The sequence below is a fragment of the Escherichia fergusonii ATCC 35469 genome, from assembly GCF_000026225.1.
Classification (GTDB): domain Bacteria; phylum Pseudomonadota; class Gammaproteobacteria; order Enterobacterales; family Enterobacteriaceae; genus Escherichia; species Escherichia fergusonii.
This window is the reverse complement of sequence record NC_011740.1, coordinates 2,401,789-2,417,208: the sequence shown is the minus strand read 5'-3', so window position 1 is coordinate 2,417,208 and position 15,420 is coordinate 2,401,789. Positions and strand designations below refer to the sequence as shown.

Annotated in this window: 15 protein-coding genes and 6 tRNA genes; 12 read left to right on the top strand and 9 right to left on the bottom strand. The window is 50.5% G+C overall.

What is annotated here, in order from left to right:
* The first annotated feature begins 25 nt into the window (after positions 1 to 25).
* The 8 genes from EFER_RS11885 to pnuC all read left to right on the top strand — a co-directional run bounded on the left by EFER_RS11885 (position 26) and on the right by pnuC (position 2,795).
* Positions 26 to 101, top strand: a tRNA-Val gene (locus tag EFER_RS11885).
* 2 nt (positions 102 to 103) lie between these two features.
* Positions 104 to 179, top strand: a tRNA-Lys gene (locus EFER_RS11880).
* 52 nt (positions 180 to 231) lie between these two features.
* Positions 232 to 307: transfer RNA gene (locus EFER_RS11875), tRNA-Val, on the top strand.
* 3 nt (positions 308 to 310) lie between these two features.
* Positions 311 to 386, top strand: a tRNA-Lys gene (locus EFER_RS11870).
* Between the two features lie 146 nt (positions 387 to 532).
* A tRNA-Lys gene (locus tag EFER_RS11865) sits at positions 533 to 608 on the top strand.
* Between the two features lie 33 nt (positions 609 to 641).
* Positions 642 to 717 (top strand) — tRNA-Lys (locus EFER_RS11860).
* A gap of 277 nt (positions 718 to 994) precedes the next feature.
* A complete protein-coding gene (gene nadA / locus EFER_RS11855; protein WP_000115316.1) occupies positions 995 to 2,038 on the top strand; it encodes a quinolinate synthase NadA in 1,044 nt (347 codons plus the stop codon).
* Positions 2,039 to 2,075: 37 nt separating this feature from the next.
* Positions 2,076 to 2,795 (top strand): nicotinamide riboside transporter PnuC, encoded by a 720-nt coding sequence (pnuC, locus tag EFER_RS11850; protein WP_000345422.1) that lies wholly within the window; start codon positions 2,076 to 2,078, stop codon positions 2,793 to 2,795.
* Here the strand turns inward: pnuC and zitB are convergent.
* Both zitB and EFER_RS11840 read right to left on the bottom strand, forming a co-directional pair.
* Positions 2,792 to 3,727, bottom strand: a complete 936-nt coding sequence (gene zitB, locus EFER_RS11845; protein WP_000951307.1) for a CDF family zinc transporter ZitB — start codon at positions 3,725 to 3,727, stop codon at positions 2,792 to 2,794. The two genes, pnuC and zitB, sit on opposite strands and share 4 nt — an antisense overlap.
* 113 nt (positions 3,728 to 3,840) lie before the next feature.
* Positions 3,841 to 4,221: a YbgS-like family protein gene (locus tag EFER_RS11840; RefSeq protein ID WP_000784348.1), complete on the bottom strand. Its 381-nt coding sequence runs from the start codon at positions 4,219 to 4,221 to the stop codon at positions 3,841 to 3,843.
* Between the two features lie 315 nt (positions 4,222 to 4,536).
* On the opposite strand from EFER_RS11840, the gene aroG reads away from it, so the two are divergent.
* Positions 4,537 to 5,589: a 3-deoxy-7-phosphoheptulonate synthase AroG gene (gene aroG, locus EFER_RS11830; protein WP_001109201.1), complete on the top strand. Its 1,053-nt coding sequence runs from the start codon at positions 4,537 to 4,539 to the stop codon at positions 5,587 to 5,589.
* A gap of 140 nt (positions 5,590 to 5,729) precedes the next feature.
* Here the strand turns inward: aroG and gpmA are convergent, their stop codons facing one another.
* The 7 genes from gpmA to modE all read right to left on the bottom strand — a co-directional run bounded on the left by gpmA (position 5,730) and on the right by modE (position 13,532).
* Complete coding sequence (gene gpmA, locus EFER_RS11825) at positions 5,730 to 6,482, bottom strand: 2,3-diphosphoglycerate-dependent phosphoglycerate mutase (RefSeq protein ID WP_001295305.1); 753 nt, start codon at positions 6,480 to 6,482, stop codon at positions 5,730 to 5,732.
* A 202-nt stretch (positions 6,483 to 6,684) separates the two neighbouring features.
* Positions 6,685 to 7,725: a galactose-1-epimerase gene (galM, locus tag EFER_RS11820; protein WP_000931382.1), complete on the bottom strand. Its 1,041-nt coding sequence runs from the start codon at positions 7,723 to 7,725 to the stop codon at positions 6,685 to 6,687.
* Entirely contained in the window at positions 7,719 to 8,867 is a 1,149-nt protein-coding gene (gene galK, locus EFER_RS11815; protein WP_000053450.1) for a galactokinase, read from the bottom strand. The genes galM and galK overlap by 7 nt, the downstream gene beginning before the upstream one ends.
* A gap of 3 nt (positions 8,868 to 8,870) precedes the next feature.
* Entirely contained in the window at positions 8,871 to 9,917 is a 1,047-nt protein-coding gene (galT, locus tag EFER_RS11810) for a galactose-1-phosphate uridylyltransferase (protein WP_000191513.1), read from the bottom strand.
* A gap of 9 nt (positions 9,918 to 9,926) precedes the next feature.
* Positions 9,927 to 10,943: a UDP-glucose 4-epimerase GalE gene (gene galE / locus EFER_RS11805; protein WP_001265443.1), complete on the bottom strand. Its 1,017-nt coding sequence runs from the start codon at positions 10,941 to 10,943 to the stop codon at positions 9,927 to 9,929.
* A gap of 260 nt (positions 10,944 to 11,203) precedes the next feature.
* The gene (modF, locus tag EFER_RS11800; RefSeq protein ID WP_000096831.1) at positions 11,204 to 12,676 is read right to left on the bottom strand and encodes a molybdate ABC transporter ATP-binding protein ModF; all 1,473 of its coding nucleotides are present in this window, start codon (positions 12,674 to 12,676) and stop codon (positions 11,204 to 11,206) included.
* 67 nt (positions 12,677 to 12,743) lie between these two features.
* Positions 12,744 to 13,532 carry a molybdenum-dependent transcriptional regulator gene (gene modE / locus EFER_RS11795; RefSeq protein ID WP_001147427.1) on the bottom strand — a complete coding sequence of 263 codons (789 nt, stop codon included), beginning with the start codon at positions 13,530 to 13,532 and terminating at the stop codon, positions 12,744 to 12,746.
* A 128-nt stretch (positions 13,533 to 13,660) separates the two neighbouring features.
* Here modE and EFER_RS11790 point away from each other — a divergent pair, with 128 nt between their 5' ends.
* From EFER_RS11790 to modB, 3 genes are all read left to right on the top strand, one after another.
* On the top strand, positions 13,661 to 13,810 hold the full coding sequence (locus EFER_RS11790) for an AcrZ family multidrug efflux pump-associated protein (protein WP_000891511.1): 150 nt from the start codon (positions 13,661 to 13,663) through the stop codon (positions 13,808 to 13,810).
* A 144-nt stretch (positions 13,811 to 13,954) separates the two neighbouring features.
* Positions 13,955 to 14,731: a molybdate ABC transporter substrate-binding protein gene (gene modA, locus EFER_RS11785; protein WP_000057526.1), complete on the top strand. Its 777-nt coding sequence runs from the start codon at positions 13,955 to 13,957 to the stop codon at positions 14,729 to 14,731.
* Positions 14,731 to 15,420: a molybdate ABC transporter permease subunit gene (modB, locus tag EFER_RS11780; protein WP_000604030.1), complete on the top strand. Its 690-nt coding sequence runs from the start codon at positions 14,731 to 14,733 to the stop codon at positions 15,418 to 15,420. Before modA ends, modB begins: the two co-directional genes overlap by 1 nt.

The window sequence follows — 15,420 nt, the reverse complement described above, 5'->3', positions numbered from 1 at the left end:
TAGTTGTAGTATCCAGCGTAGTATCGGGTGATTAGCTCAGCTGGGAGAGCACCTCCCTTACAAGGAGGGGGTCGGCGGTTCGATCCCGTCATCACCCACCACCGGGTCGTTAGCTCAGTTGGTAGAGCAGTTGACTTTTAATCAATTGGTCGCAGGTTCGAATCCTGCACGACCCACCACTAATTGCAGTGGTGGTCGGTGGAAGTAGTTTGTAGTATCCAGCGCAGTATCGGGTGATTAGCTCAGCTGGGAGAGCACCTCCCTTACAAGGAGGGGGTCGGCGGTTCGATCCCGTCATCACCCACCACTCGGGTCGTTAGCTCAGTTGGTAGAGCAGTTGACTTTTAATCAATTGGTCGCAGGTTCGAATCCTGCACGACCCACCAGTTTTAACATCAAACTCAGATGTTAAGCGTGTAGGATAACGTTGCGTCAGCAACGGCCCGTAGGGCGAGCAAAGCGAGTCATCCTGCATGACCCACCAATCTTAAAGATTGGCCTTGAGTAGAAATCTTTCAGGTAACACCCGTATGGGTCGTTAGCTCAGTTGGTAGAGCAGTTGACTTTTAATCAATTGGTCGCAGGTTCGAATCCTGCACGACCCACCATCCTGAATGATTAAAGCAGCATAATCCCGCAAGGGGTCGTTAGCTCAGTTGGTAGAGCAGTTGACTTTTAATCAATTGGTCGCAGGTTCGAATCCTGCACGACCCACCAATGTAAAAAAGCGCCCTAAAGGCGCTTTTTTGCTATTCAGGCATCTCTCAATTTCAATTCTTGACCCTGATGACATACTCCGCGCTTGCTGCGTAAACGACTCTACGTCGGAGGAATAAGACGCAAAGTGTGGCATTCGGCATCTCATACGTAATTCGAGTGACTTTTCCCTACCATTCGACTATCTTGTTTAGCATATAAAACAAATTATGCCGATAACAGCGAATATCACGCTTATGTCGGTTTTAACGTTAAGCCTGTAAAACGAGATGGTAAGATGAGCGTGATGTTTGATCCAGACACGGCGATTTATCCTTTCCCCACGAAACCGACGCCGTTAAGCATTGATGAAAAAGCGTATTACCGCGAGAAGATAAAACGTCTGCTAAAAGAACGTAATGCGGTGATGGTTGCCCACTACTATACCGACCCCGAAATTCAACAACTGGCAGAAGAAACCGGTGGCTGTATTTCTGATTCTCTGGAAATGGCGCGCTTCGGTGCAAAGCATCCCGCTTCTACGTTGTTAGTCGCTGGGGTGAGATTTATGGGAGAAACCGCCAAGATTCTCAGTCCGGAAAAAACAATTCTGATGCCGACACTTCAGGCTGAATGTTCACTGGATCTCGGTTGCCCTGTTGATCAATTTAACGCATTTTGCGATGCCCATCCCGACCGTACTGTCGTCGTCTACGCCAACACTTCTGCGGTGGTAAAAGCGCGCGCAGATTGGGTGGTAACTTCAAGCATTGCCGTCGAACTTATTGATCATCTGGATAGTTTGGGGGAAAAAATCATCTGGGCACCCGACAAACATCTGGGGCGTTACGTGCAAAAACAGACGGGCGCAGACATTTTATGTTGGCAGGGTACCTGCATTGTGCATGATGAATTTAAGACTCAGGCGTTAACCCGCTTGCAAAAACAATACCCGGATGCTGCCATACTGGTGCATCCAGAATCACCACAAGCTATTGTAGATATGGCAGATGCGGTCGGTTCCACCAGTCAACTGATCGCTGCTGCGAAAACATTGCCACATCAGCGACTTATCGTGGCAACCGATCGGGGTATTTTCTACAAAATGCAGCAGGCGGTGCCAGATAAAGAGTTACTGGAAGCACCAACCGCGGGTGAGGGCGCAACCTGCCGCAGCTGCGCGCATTGTCCTTGGATGGCGATGAATGGCCTTCAGGCCATCGCAGAAGCATTAGAACAGGAAGAAAGCAATTACGAGGTTCATGTTGATGAAAGGCTGCGAGAGAGGGCGCTGGTGCCGCTTAATCGTATGCTGGATTTTGCGGCTACACTACGTGGATAACTGATAATAAGGCGTCAGGTTACGCTTTGGGGGAAAGATGGATTTTTTTAGTGTGCAGAATATCCTGGTACATATACCAATAGGTGCTGGCGGTTATGATCTCTCATGGATCGAAGCGGTAGGCACGATCGCCGGGTTGCTGTGTATTGGCCTCGCCAGTCTGGAGAAGATCAGCAACTACTTCTTTGGCCTGATCAACGTTACCCTGTTTGGCATTATTTTCTTTCAGATTCAGCTGTACGCCAGCCTGCTACTACAGGTGTTTTTCTTTGCCGCGAATATTTACGGCTGGTATGCGTGGTCGCGACAAACCAGTCAGAACGAGGCTGAGTTAAAAATTCGCTGGCTGCCACTACCGAAGGCGTTAACCTGGTTGGCAGTTTGCGTTATTTCGATTGGCCTGATGACGGTATTTATCAACCCAGTGTTTGCATTTCTGACCCGCCTGGCAGTTATGATCATGCAAGCGTTAGGATTACAGGTTGCAATGCCTGAACTGCAACCGGATGCCTTCCCGTTCTGGGATTCCTGCATGATGGTGTTATCTATCGTGGCAATGATACTGATGACGCGTAAGTATGTGGAAAACTGGCTATTGTGGGTGATTATTAACGTGATTAGCGTCGTTATTTTTGCACTTCAGGGCGTTTATGCCATGTCGCTGGAGTACATTATCCTGACGTTTATTGCCCTTAACGGCAGCCGGATGTGGATCAACAGCGCACGCGAAAGAGGTTCACGCGCGCTGTCCCATTAATGATGATGATGTGAATGGCCAGACACGCCTTCGTTCAGGTGGCAGTCTGGCCCATGACAAGGTTGATATTCCATCTGGATGGTGGCGTGTGCAATCTGATAGTGATCCATCAGATAATGTTGGATCTGATCCAACAACGCGTCGTGATCGTGTGGCGGGATCACCTGTACATGTAGTGTCATCACTGGCTTTTCACCCACCATCCAAACATGCACATGGTGTACATTACGGACTTCCGGAATTTCCCGGCACATACGACGTTTCATTTCAGCGATATCCAGCGAAACTGGCGCACCTTCAAGTAATTCATTCACGCTGTCTTTCAATAGCCGCCAGGCGCTACGCAGAACCAGAAGCGATACCAGTATTGAGAGAATGGGGTCAGCAGGTGTCCAGCCGGTCCAGATAATAATCAACGCGGCAATAATAGCCCCAACCGAACCCAGCAGGTCTCCGAGCACATGCAGTGCCGCTGCACGCACGTTGAGGTTTTTCTCTTCGCTGCCGTGATGAAGTAACCAGAAAGAAAGTATATTTGCCAGCAGCCCAGCCACGGCAATAGCCATCATCATGCCACCCTCGACCGGACGCGGCGTGCGGAAGCGTTCTATCGCCTCCCAGACAATCAAAATGGTAATCACCACCAGAGCAATAGCATTCACAAACGCCGCGAGCGTGGTCAATCTTAGCCAACCGAAAGTGTGGCGAATGGTGGGAGGGCGACGTGAAAATTGCACGGCGAGTAGGGCGAAAAGCAGGGCGGCAGTATCGGTCAACATATGACCCGCATCGGCCAGCAATGCCAGAGAACCGGAAAGAAAACCACCAATGACTTCTACCAGCATAAACCCGGCAGTCACGCCGAAAGCATATAACAAGCGACGAGCATTATTATCTTCTGGCAGGTGTGAGGAACTGTGTGAGTGTGCCATGACGAGTCATCCCTTAATTATTCTCACTTAACTTTATGACATCATACTGCTTTTAGAAGAGAAAAATAAAAAAGGAGAGACTCCGCTCTCCCAATATTGGCTACTTTGTAACGTTACTGGGTGGTACCGTCGGTTTTGGTATCAACATCATTGTTGATGCCATCACCGGTTTGGACTTTTTTATTAATATCCGGGCAGCGACCATCTTTGCACATGGTGTTTTTGTGCTCTTCATCTTTGGTCATGCCGTCATTGTTCATTGAAGAACCATCCGGATGCAGCATTGTGCCACCAGAACCGGTATTTACCCCGTTATTGTCGACGTTATTTGGCGCGACATTTTCACGAGCGTCCGGGGCAACCTGGCCCGCATCTGCCGCGGCGTTTGCCTGACCGTTATTGGTTTGCGCTCCGCTATCGGCAGCCAGTGCGGCTCCGCTGGCAAGGCTTAGAGTGGCAGTCAGAAATAGTGTGGCCAGTTTTGTCATTTTCATAGGATGCTCCTGTTATGGTCGTTATGTCGGATAACCTCTTCCAACAGTGCATTTGCAGGTGAATATAAGGCAATGGTTTAAGATTTCAGCCAGGTTATAAAACGCAGCAGAGAATCTTGAAATAATTAACAAACAAAGGAGTTACAGTTAGAAATTGTAGGAGAGATCTCGTTTTTCGCGACAATCTGGCGTTTTTCTTGCTAATTCCAGGATTAATCCGTTCATAGTGTAAAACCCCGTTTACACATTCTGACGGAAGATATAGATTGGAAGTATTGCATTCACTAAGATAAGTATGGCAACACTGGAACAGACATGAATTATCAGAACGACGATTTACGCATCAAAGAAATCAAAGAGTTACTTCCTCCTGTCGCATTGCTGGAAAAATTCCCTGCTACTGAAAATGCCGCGAATACGGTTGCCCATGCCCGAAAAGCGATCCATAAGATCCTGAAAGGTAATGATGATCGCCTGTTGGTGGTGATTGGTCCGTGTTCTATTCATGATCCCGTCGCGGCTAAAGAGTATGCCACTCGCTTGCTGGCGCTGCGTGAAGAGCTAAAAGATGAGCTGGAAATCGTAATGCGCGTCTACTTTGAAAAGCCGCGTACCACAGTGGGCTGGAAAGGGCTGATTAACGATCCGCATATGGATAACAGCTTCCAGATCAACGACGGCTTGCGTATTGCCCGTAAATTGCTGCTCGATATTAACGATAGCGGTCTGCCAGCAGCGGGTGAATTCCTGGATATGATCACCCCGCAATATCTCGCGGACCTGATGAGCTGGGGAGCAATTGGCGCACGTACAACGGAATCGCAGGTGCACCGTGAGCTGGCGTCTGGTCTTTCTTGTCCGGTAGGTTTTAAAAATGGCACCGACGGTACGATTAAAGTGGCTATCGATGCCATAAATGCCGCCGGTGCGCCGCACTGCTTCCTGTCAGTGACTAAATGGGGGCATTCGGCGATCGTGAACACCAGCGGTAACGGCGATTGCCATATCATTCTGCGCGGCGGTAAAGAGCCTAATTACAGTGCGAAACATGTCGCAGAAGTGAAAGAAGGGCTGAACAAAGCAGGCCTGCCAGCGCAGGTGATGATCGATTTCAGCCATGCCAACTCGTCCAAACAGTTCAAAAAGCAGATGGATGTTTGTGCTGACGTTTGCCAGCAGATTGCCAGTGGCGAAAAAGCCATTATTGGTGTGATGGTGGAAAGCCATCTGGTGGAAGGCAATCAGAGCCTGGAGAGCGGGGAACCGCTGGCCTATGGCAAGAGCATCACCGATGCCTGCATTGGCTGGGAGGATACCGATGCTCTGTTACGTCAACTGGCGAATGCAGTAAAAGCGCGTCGCGGGTAATTTATAGTCGAATCGCCATGACTGTACGTTTGTAACCCTGATAAGGCGCGCAGCGTCGCATCAGGCAATGTGCTCCATTGTAAGCGATAAAAAAGCCGACTCAATTGCAGTCGGCTTTCTCATTTTTAAGCGAATGACGTTTACTTCGCTTTACCCTGGTTAGCAACGGCCGCTGCTTTCGCCGCGATCTCGTCAGCATTACCCAGATAATAGCGTTTCAGCGGTTTGAAATTCTCGTCGAATTCATAAACCAGTGGCACGCCAGTCGGGATATTCAGCTCAAGAATCTCTTCTTCGCTCATATTATCGAGATATTTCACCAGCGCACGTAACGAGTTACCGTGTGCGGCGATGATTACGCGCTCACCGCTCTTCATTCGCGGCAGAATAGTTTCATTCCAGTAAGGGATCACGCGGTCAATGGTCAGCGCCAGGCTTTCCGTCAGCGGCAGCTCTTTCTCGCTCAGCTTTGCGTAACGTGGATCGTGGCCCGGATAACGCTCATCATCTTTAGTCAGTTCCGGCGGAGTTACCGCAAAACCACGACGCCACTGTTTCACCTGCTCGTCACCATATTTTTCAGCGGTTTCCGCTTTGTTCAGACCCTGCAACGCACCGTAGTGACGTTCGTTCAGTTTCCAGGATTTCTCAACGGGCAGCCATGCCTGATCCAGTTCGTCCAGCACATTCCACAGGGTATGGATAGCGCGTTTCAGCACAGAGGTGTAAGCAAAGTCAAAGCTGTAACCTTCCTCTTTCAGCAGCTTACCAGCTGCTTTTGCTTCGCTTACGCCTTTCTCAGACAGATCCACGTCGTACCAACCGGTGAAACGGTTTTCTTTGTTCCACTGACTTTCGCCATGACGAACCAGAACCAGCTTAGTTACAGCCATATACTTACTCCTCAAACCATCTTTTAATGATAATAATTCTCATTATATTGCCGTGACGAAGCAACGGCAATGCTTACGCATAACCATAGCGAAAATAGTGTCGCAGTGTAAGGTTGTTGTGAATATTGAGTTGCAAATATGTCGGTGTTTGCTGGTGATTTGAGCAATATAAGGATAAAGCCCTCATTACGAGGGCTTAAAGTTATTCAGCAATAAACTGATATTCAGTCATGCTGGAATACTCTTCGCCAGGACGCAGGAAGCAGTCCGGTTGCGGCCATTCAGGGTGGTTTGGGCTGTCCGGCAGAAACTCGCTTTCCAGCGCCAGGCCCTGCCAGTCGGCGTAAGGTTCAGTTCCCCGTGACGGCGTGCCACCAAGGAAGTTGCCGGAGTAAAATTGCAGAGCCGGAGCGGTGGTGTAGACCTTCAGTTGCAATTTTTCATCTGCTGACCAGACATGCGCCGCCACTTTCTTGCCATCACCTTTAGCCTGTAACAAGTACGCGTGATCGTAACCTTTCACTTTGCGCTGATCATCGTCGGCAAGAAATTCACTGGCGATGATTTTGGCGCTGCGGAAATCAAAAGACGTTCCGGCGACAGATTTCAGGCCGTCGTGCGGAATGCCGCCTTCATCAACCGGCAGATATTCGTCTGCCAGAATCTGCAGCTTGTGATTGCGTACGTCAGACTGCTCGCCGTCGAGGTTGAAATAGACGTGGTTAGTCATATTCACCGGGCAAGGTTTATCAACCGTGGCGCGATAAGTAATGGAGATACGGTTATCGTCGGTCAGACGATACTGCACTGTCGCGCCGAGATTACCCGGAAAGCCCTGATCGCCATCTTCTGAACTCAGGGCAAATAGCACCTGACGATCGTTCTGATTCACAATCTGCCAGCGACGTTTGTCGAACCCTTCCGGGCCGCCGTGCAGCTGGTTAACGCCCTGACTTGGCGAAAGTGTTACGGTTTCATCGTCAAAGGTATAACGACTATTGGCGATACGGTTTGCATAACGACCAATAGAGGCCCCCAGAAACGCGGCCTGATCCTGATAGCATTCCGGGCTGGCGCAGCCGAGCAGCGCCTCGCGGACGCTGCCATCGGAAAGCGGAATACGGGCGGAAAGTAAAGTCGCACCCCAGTCCATCAGCGTGACTACCATCCCTGCGTTGTTACGCAAAGTTAACAGTCGGTACGGCTGACCATCGGGTGCCAGTGCGGGAGTTTCGTTCAGCACTGTCCTGCTCCTTGTGATGGTTTACAAACGTAAAAAGTCTCTTTAATACCTGTTTTTGCTTCATATTGTTCAGCGACAGCCTGCTGTACGGCAGGCACCAGCTCTTCCGGGATCAGTGCGACGATACAGCCGCCAAATCCGCCGCCGGTCATGCGTACGCCACCTTTGTCGCCAATCACAGCTTTGACGATTTCTACCAGAGTGTCAATTTGCGGCACGGTGATTTCGAAATCATCGCGCATAGAAGCATGAGACTCCGCCATCAACTCGCCCATACGTTTCAGGTCGCCTTGCTCCAGTGCGCTGGCAGCTTCAACGGTACGGGCGTTTTCAGTCAGGATATGACGCACGCGTTTCGCCACGATCGGGTCCAGTTCATGTGCAACAGCGTTGAACTCCTCAATAGTGACATCGCGCAGGGCTGGCTGCTGGAAGAAACGCGCGCCGGTTTCGCACTGTTCACGACGGGTGTTGTATTCGCTGCCAACCAGGGTACGTTTGAAGTTACTGTTGATGATGACGACAGCCACACCTTTCGGCATGGAAACTGCTTTGGTCCCCAGTGAGCGGCAATCGATCAGCAAGGCATGATTTTTCTTGCCGAGCGCGGAAATTAGCTGATCCATGATCCCGCAGTTACAGCCTACAAACTGGTTTTCTGCTTCCTGACCGTTAAGCGCGATTTGTGCGCCGTCCAGCGGCAGATGATAAAGCTGCTGCAATACGGTTCCGACCGCGACTTCCAGTGAAGCGGAAGAACTTAACCCGGCACCCTGCGGCACATTGCCGCTGATCACCATGTCCACGCCGCCGAAGCTGTTGTTACGCAGTTGCAGATGTTTCACCACGCCACGAACGTAGTTAGCCCATTGATAGTTTTCATGCGCGACAATGGGCGCATCGAGGGAAAACTCGTCAAGCTGATTTTCATAATCGGCTGCCATCACGCGAACGTTACGGTCATCACGTGGCGCACAGCTAATGACGGTTTGATAATCAATTGCGCAGGGCAGAACGAAACCGTCGTTGTAGTCGGTGTGTTCGCCAATAAGATTCACGCGGCCAGGCGCCTGAATGGTATGAGTGGCAGGGTAGCCAAATGCATTGGCAAACAGAGATTGTGTTTTTTCTTTCAGACTCATTACTTACACTCCGGATTCGCGAAAATGGATATCGCTGACTGCGCGCAAACGCTCTGCTGCCTGTTCAGCCGTCAGGTCACGCTGGGTTTCTGCCAGCATTTCATAACCAACCATAAATTTACGTACGGTGGCGGAGCGCAACAGAGGTGGATAAAAGTGCGCGTGCAGCTGCCAGTGTTGATTCTCTTCGCCAGTAAATGGCGCGCCGTGCCAGCCCATAGAATAGGGGAAGGAGCACTGGAAGAGGTTGTCATAACGGCTGGTCAGCTTTTTCAACGCCAGAGCCAAATCGCTGCGCTGGGCGTCGGTCAAATCGGTGATCCGCAAAACGTGGGCTTTGGGCAGCAGTAGCGTTTCGAACGGCCAGGCAGCCCAGTAAGGCACAACGGCTAACCAGTGTTCGGTTTCGACAACGGTACGGCTACCGTCTGCCAGCTCGCGCTGAACATAATCCACCAGCATTGGTGATTTCTGCCCGGCGAAATATTCTTTTTGCAGGCGGTCTTCGCGCTCAGCTTCGTTAGGCAGGAAGCTATTTGCCCAAATCTGTCCGTGCGGATGCGGGTTAGAGCAGCCCATCGCCGCGCCTTTGTTTTCAAAGACCTGCACCCACGGGTATGTTTTCCCCAGTTCTGCGGTTTGCTCCTGCCAGGTTTTGACGATTTCCGTCAATGCCGCAACGCTCAGTTCTGGCAGCGTTTTACTGTGATCCGGTGAAAAGCAGATCACCCGGCTGGTACCGCGCGCGCTCTGACAACGCATCAAAGGATCGTTGCTTTCTGGCGCATCTGGCGTGTCAGACATCAAGGCCGCAAAGTCATTAGTGAAAACGTAAGTCCCGGTGTAATCGGGGTTTTTATCGCCTGTCACCCGCACATTACCTGCGCAGAGGAAGCAATCTGGATCGTGCGCAGGTAACACCTGTTTGGCTGGCGTTTCCTGCGCCCCCTGCCAGGGGCGCTTAGCGCGGTGCGGTGACACCAGAATCCATTGCCCGGTGAGCGGGTTATAGCGGCGATGTGGATGATCAACGGGGTTAAATTGCGTCATGGTCGTTCCTTAATCGGGATATCCCTGTGGATGGCGTGACTGCCAGTGCCAGGTGTCCTGCGCCATTTCATCGAGTGTGCGCGTTACGCGCCAGTTCAGTTCACGGTCGGCTTTGCTGGCGTCAGCCCAGTAGGCCGGAAGGTCGCCCTCGCGACGCGGTGCAAAATGATAATTAACCGGTTTGCCGCAGGCTTTACTGAAGGCATTCACCACGTCCAGCACGCTGCTGCCTACGCCAGCGCCGAGGTTGTAGATGTGTACGCCTGGCTTGTTCGCCAGTTTTTCCATCGCCACGACGTGTCCGTCCGCCAGATCCATTACGTGGATGTAATCACGCACGCCAGTACCATCTTCGGTCGGATAATCGTTACCAAAAATCGCCAGCGAGTCGCGACGGCCTACAGCAACCTGGGCGATGTATGGCATCAGGTTATTCGGAATACCTTGCGGATCTTCGCCCATATCACCCGACGGATGCGCGCCAACCGGGTTGAAATAGCGCAGCAGGGCAATGCTCCAGTCCGGCTGGGCTTTTTGCAGATCGGTGAGGATCTGTTCCACCATCAGCTTGCTTTTGCCGTAAGGACTTTGTGGCGTGCCGGTCGGGAAGCTTTCAACGTATGGAATTTTGGGCTGATCGCCATAAACGGTGGCGGAGGAGCTGAAGATAAAGTTTTTGACGTTAGCGGCGCGCATGGCGCTAATCAGGCGCAGGGTGCCGTTGACATTGTTGTCGTAATATTCCAGCGGTTTTTGTACCGATTCGCCAACGGCTTTCAGCCCGGCGAAGTGGATCACGGTGTCGATAGCGTGATCGTGCAGGATTTCGGTCATCAACGCTTCGTTACGGATATCGCCTTCAACAAACGTTGGATGTTTGCCGCCTAAACGCTCGATAACAGGCAGTACGCTGCGCTTACTGTTACAGAGGTTATCAAGAATGATGACATCATGACCGTTTTGCAGTAATTGCACACAGGTATGACTTCCAATGTAACCGCTACCACCGGTAACCAGAACTCTCATAATTCGCTCCATTAGGCTTATGGTATGAAATAACCATAGCATAACAAAGATGCGAAAAGTGTGACATGGAATAAATTAGTGGAATCGTTTACACAAGAGTTTAGCCGTTTTTTATGCGCGATTAAGTGATTATAAAACAGAGGGTTTATGAATGATTGCGCTTTTTATCTGAAAAAAGTCGCGGTTTCATTCCTGGATGTGTCGAACTTTAGGCCGGAGAGGGCGCTAAGGCCGCCTCCGGTACAGTCAGCATTACCGACTCAGTTTATTTTTGTCAGCGCATAACGATAGAGGTCACCGTCCGGCACGAACTCAAGACGATGGGAAATACAGGCGGGCGCATCTTCGGCGTGGTGTGAAACAAACAATAATTGCGTTTCACCTTCGCTAATCAGCACATCAACAAAACGGCGGATAAGCTGGCGATTGAGTGGATCAAGTCCCTGTAAAGGTTCATCAAGAATAAGCAAAGTCGGATGCTTCACCAGTGCGCGAACGATCAGCGCCAGACGTTGCTGTCCCCAGGAAAGACTATGGTAAGGCGCGTCAGCCGTGCGTTTATCAATGCCGAGAATATCCAGCCACTGCTGCACCAGTTTTTGCTGGCGATCTGAAACAGCCTGATAAATGCCAATCGAATCAAAATAGCCAGAAAGGATCACATTACGCACGGTAGTGCTGACCCGGTAATCCAGATGCAAACTACTGCTGACGTAACCGATATGCTTTTTGATATCCCAGATGGTTTCGCCGCTGCCGCGACGTCGTCCAAAAAGCGTTAAATCGTTGCTGTAACCTTGCGGATGATCGCCAGTAATCAGGCTTAATAGCGTCGATTTTCCCGCGCCATTTGGCCCGACAATTTGCCAGTGTTCGCCTGGATTCACCTGCCAGCTAAGGTTATTAAGAATGGGGCGATCGTTATAAGAAACCACGCCATTTTTCAGCACAATGCGCGGTTCGTTGGCGGGTAAGGCGTGACGTGCTGAAGGTTCATCTGGCTCCGGCAGTTGCACACCTTCAAGCTGTTCGCTATGTGCCAGTTGCGCGACGAGTGCTTGTTGGAGCAGTTCCTCTTTAGCGCCAGTTTCCGCTAACGTGCAATCCGCCAGCACGCCAGCAAACTGGACAAATTCCGGGATCTCATCGAAGCGATTGAGCACCAGTACCAGAGTAATACCGGACTGATGTAACGAGGCGAGTCGCTCAGCCAGCTGCTGACGTGAGGCAACATCCAGGCCATCGAACGGCTCATCAAGAATCAACAAGTCTGGCTCCGACATCAGCGCCTGACACAGCAGGGTTTTTCGCGTCTCGCCAGTGGAAAGGTATTTAAAGCGTCGGTCGAGGAGGGCGGTAATACCGAACTGCTGCGCCAGTTGTATGCAACGCGGTGCATCCTTTACTTCATCCTGAATGATTTCAGCCGTAGTCCGTCCGGTGTCATCTTCGCCAGGGGCGAGCATATCGGTGTTATTCCGCAGCCATTCGTCGCTGACGAGCTTTTGCAATTGCTCGAAGGAGAGACGAGTAATATGGGAAAACTGACTTTGCCGTTCACCTTTCAAAAGCGGAAGTTCCCCCGCCAGCGCGCGGGCCAGCGCCGATTTCCCGCTGCCATTAGAACCGACAAACGCCCAACTATCACCCGCGTTTAACGTTAGCTGAGGCAATTGCAGCGTTTTTGTGTCGCCAAGACGAAACGTGCCTTGCAAAATTTGCAACGATGACATTTTATATCCCATTTTTTGCAGCGATTACTGACAGGGATACGTGTTCCAGCAAAGATTGTCAATGTGCTTAGCACAAGGTCGCGATAATCACCCGGTCGGCATTAAAATATGCAGTCACAGAACTACCTTCTTGTAGGTTTGCCGATTTTTCTGTCGGTACGGTGGCACAAAGTGTTTGTCCATCTGGTAACGTCATCAACACTTCGCACTGCTCCTCGCCTCGTTCTATATAACTAATAATACCCGGCAACTGGTTGTCAGCAGCCATGGCAACACTCGTCTCCTGAGTAATACCGACCCACGGTGCTTTAAGCAGAATCAGAACTTCTTTACCTTCTTCCAGACCAAGGCGCTCACTACTACGAGCGGTGATAGCGACTTTTAATCGCGTTTTTCCATCAGCCAGTAATACATCGACATGTTCCTGTACTTGATGGTGATCGCGGGCAGTTATGGTGCCAAACCACTGATTACGGGCGCTGGTTTGCAGGGAAAAACGGGAGATCGCCGCCAGCAGGCTATCGAGTGGCAGAGCATCGTCATCGCTTAAAACATCGAATGCTTTTTGTTGAATTTGTGCCAACAAATCATAAAGCTGAATCAGTCGCTGACCGTAACGAGTCAGTACCGCACCACCACCGCCTTTTCCGCCAGTAGCGCGGTCAACCAACGAATGCTCGCTCAGTTTGTTCATTTCGTTGATGGCATCCCAGGCGCTTTTATAGCTGATTCCTGCATCTTTCGCTCCCTGGCTGATAGAACCAGAAAGTGCGATGTGTTTTAGTAGCGAAATCCGGCGCGGATCGGCGAACAATTTTTGCTGAAGTTTCAGGGTAAGAAGGATTTCGGCCTGCATAACAATGTCCTGATAAAAAGACTATTGTGACGGAAAACCACTGTCGCGCAAAGACGACCGCACAAAAGGGGAGTGCTTTTCTGCGTTATACGGTTAGAATAAACAAAGGACTACATCTGGAGTTAACCATGTTAGAGTTATTGAAAAGTCTGGTTTTCGCCGTAATCATGGTACCTATTGTGATGGCAATCATCCTGGGTTTGATCTACGGTCTTGGTGAAGTGTTTAACATTTTCTCCGGCATCGGTCAGAAAGACCAGTCCAGACAAAATCATTGATTTTCCCTTAACGCCCGCTCAGTCGGGCGTTTTCATTATTCCCTTATTTCACCGCAGTGCCTGCCAGGGTTAACAACCCCCTAGGAAAATCCTGAGATTACCGTTATATTCTGACGAACATAACGAAACGGATAAGGATTTATCATGGCACAGAAGAAATGGTTACACCTTTTTGCCGGAGCTGCACTGTCTTTAAGTGTTGCAAGTCATGCATTAGCGGATGACGCTAAAATAACCGTTTTTGCAGCGGCTTCGCTGACTAACGCGATGCAGGATATTGCAACGCAATACCAAAAAGAGAAACACGTGGATGTTGTTTCCTCTTTTGCCTCTTCCTCGACACTGGCTCGTCAGATTGAAGCGGGAGCTCCTGCTGATCTATTTATTTCTGCTGATCAAAAATGGATGGATTATGCCGTCGATAAAAAAGCCATCGATACGGCCACACGTGAAACTCTGCTAGGTAATAGCCTTGTAGTTGTCGCGCCGAAATCCAGTGAGCAACAAGATTTTACCATCAACAAAGAAACAAACTGGACAACGTTGTTACATGGCGGACGACTGGCTGTTGGTGATCCTGAGCACGTTCCTGCCGGAATTTATGCCAAAGAAGCGCTGCAAAAACTGGGCGCATGGGATACCCTTTCAGGCAAACTTGCTCCGGCAGAAGATGTTCGCGGTGCGCTGGCACTGGTAGAGCGCAATGAAGCGCCACTGGGCATTGTTTATGGTTCTGATGCGGTTGCCAGCAAAGGCGTGAAAGTCGTAGCTACCTTCCCGGAAGATACTCATAAAAAAGTAGAGTACCCGGTTGCTATTGTGAAAGGGCACAACAACCCAACGGTAGCCGCGTTTTATGACTATCTGAAAGGGCCGCAAGCGGCTGAAATCTTTAAACGTTACGGATTTACAACTAAGTAATGATTCTGACCGATCCAGAATGGCAGGCCGTTTTACTCAGCCTGAAAGTTTCATCCCTGGCCGTGCTTTTCAGCCTGCCGTTTGGGATCTTTTTTGCCTGGTTGCTGGTGCGTTGTACCTTCCCAGGCAAAGCTCTGTTAGACAGTGTCTTACATCTGCCACTGGTGTTACCGCCAGTCGTGGTGGGCTATTTGCTGTTGATTTCAATGGGCCGACGTGGATTTATCGGCGAACGTCTGTATGACTGGTTTGGCATTACTTTCGCTTTTAGCTGGCGAGGTGCGGTGCTTGCTGCTGCGGTGATGTCCTTTCCCCTGATGGTGCGGGCAATTCGTCTGGCCCTGGAAAGTGTGGATATCAAACTGGAGCAGGCGGCCAGAACACTGGGGGCCGGACGTTGGCGCGTCTTCTTCACCATTACCTTACCGCTGACCTTACCTGGCATTATTGTCGGTACGGTGTTGGCTTTTGCCCGTTCGCTTGGTGAATTTGGCGCGACCATTACCTTCGTTTCCAATATTCCTGGTGAAACGCGCACCATTCCTTCAGCAATGTATACCTTGATTCAGACGCCTGGTGGTGAAACAGGAGCCGCAAGGCTTTGTCTTCTCTCCATTGCACTGGCAATGATCTCCCTGCTTATTTCTGAATGGCTGGCCCGGGTCAGTCGCGCACGGACGGGGAGATAA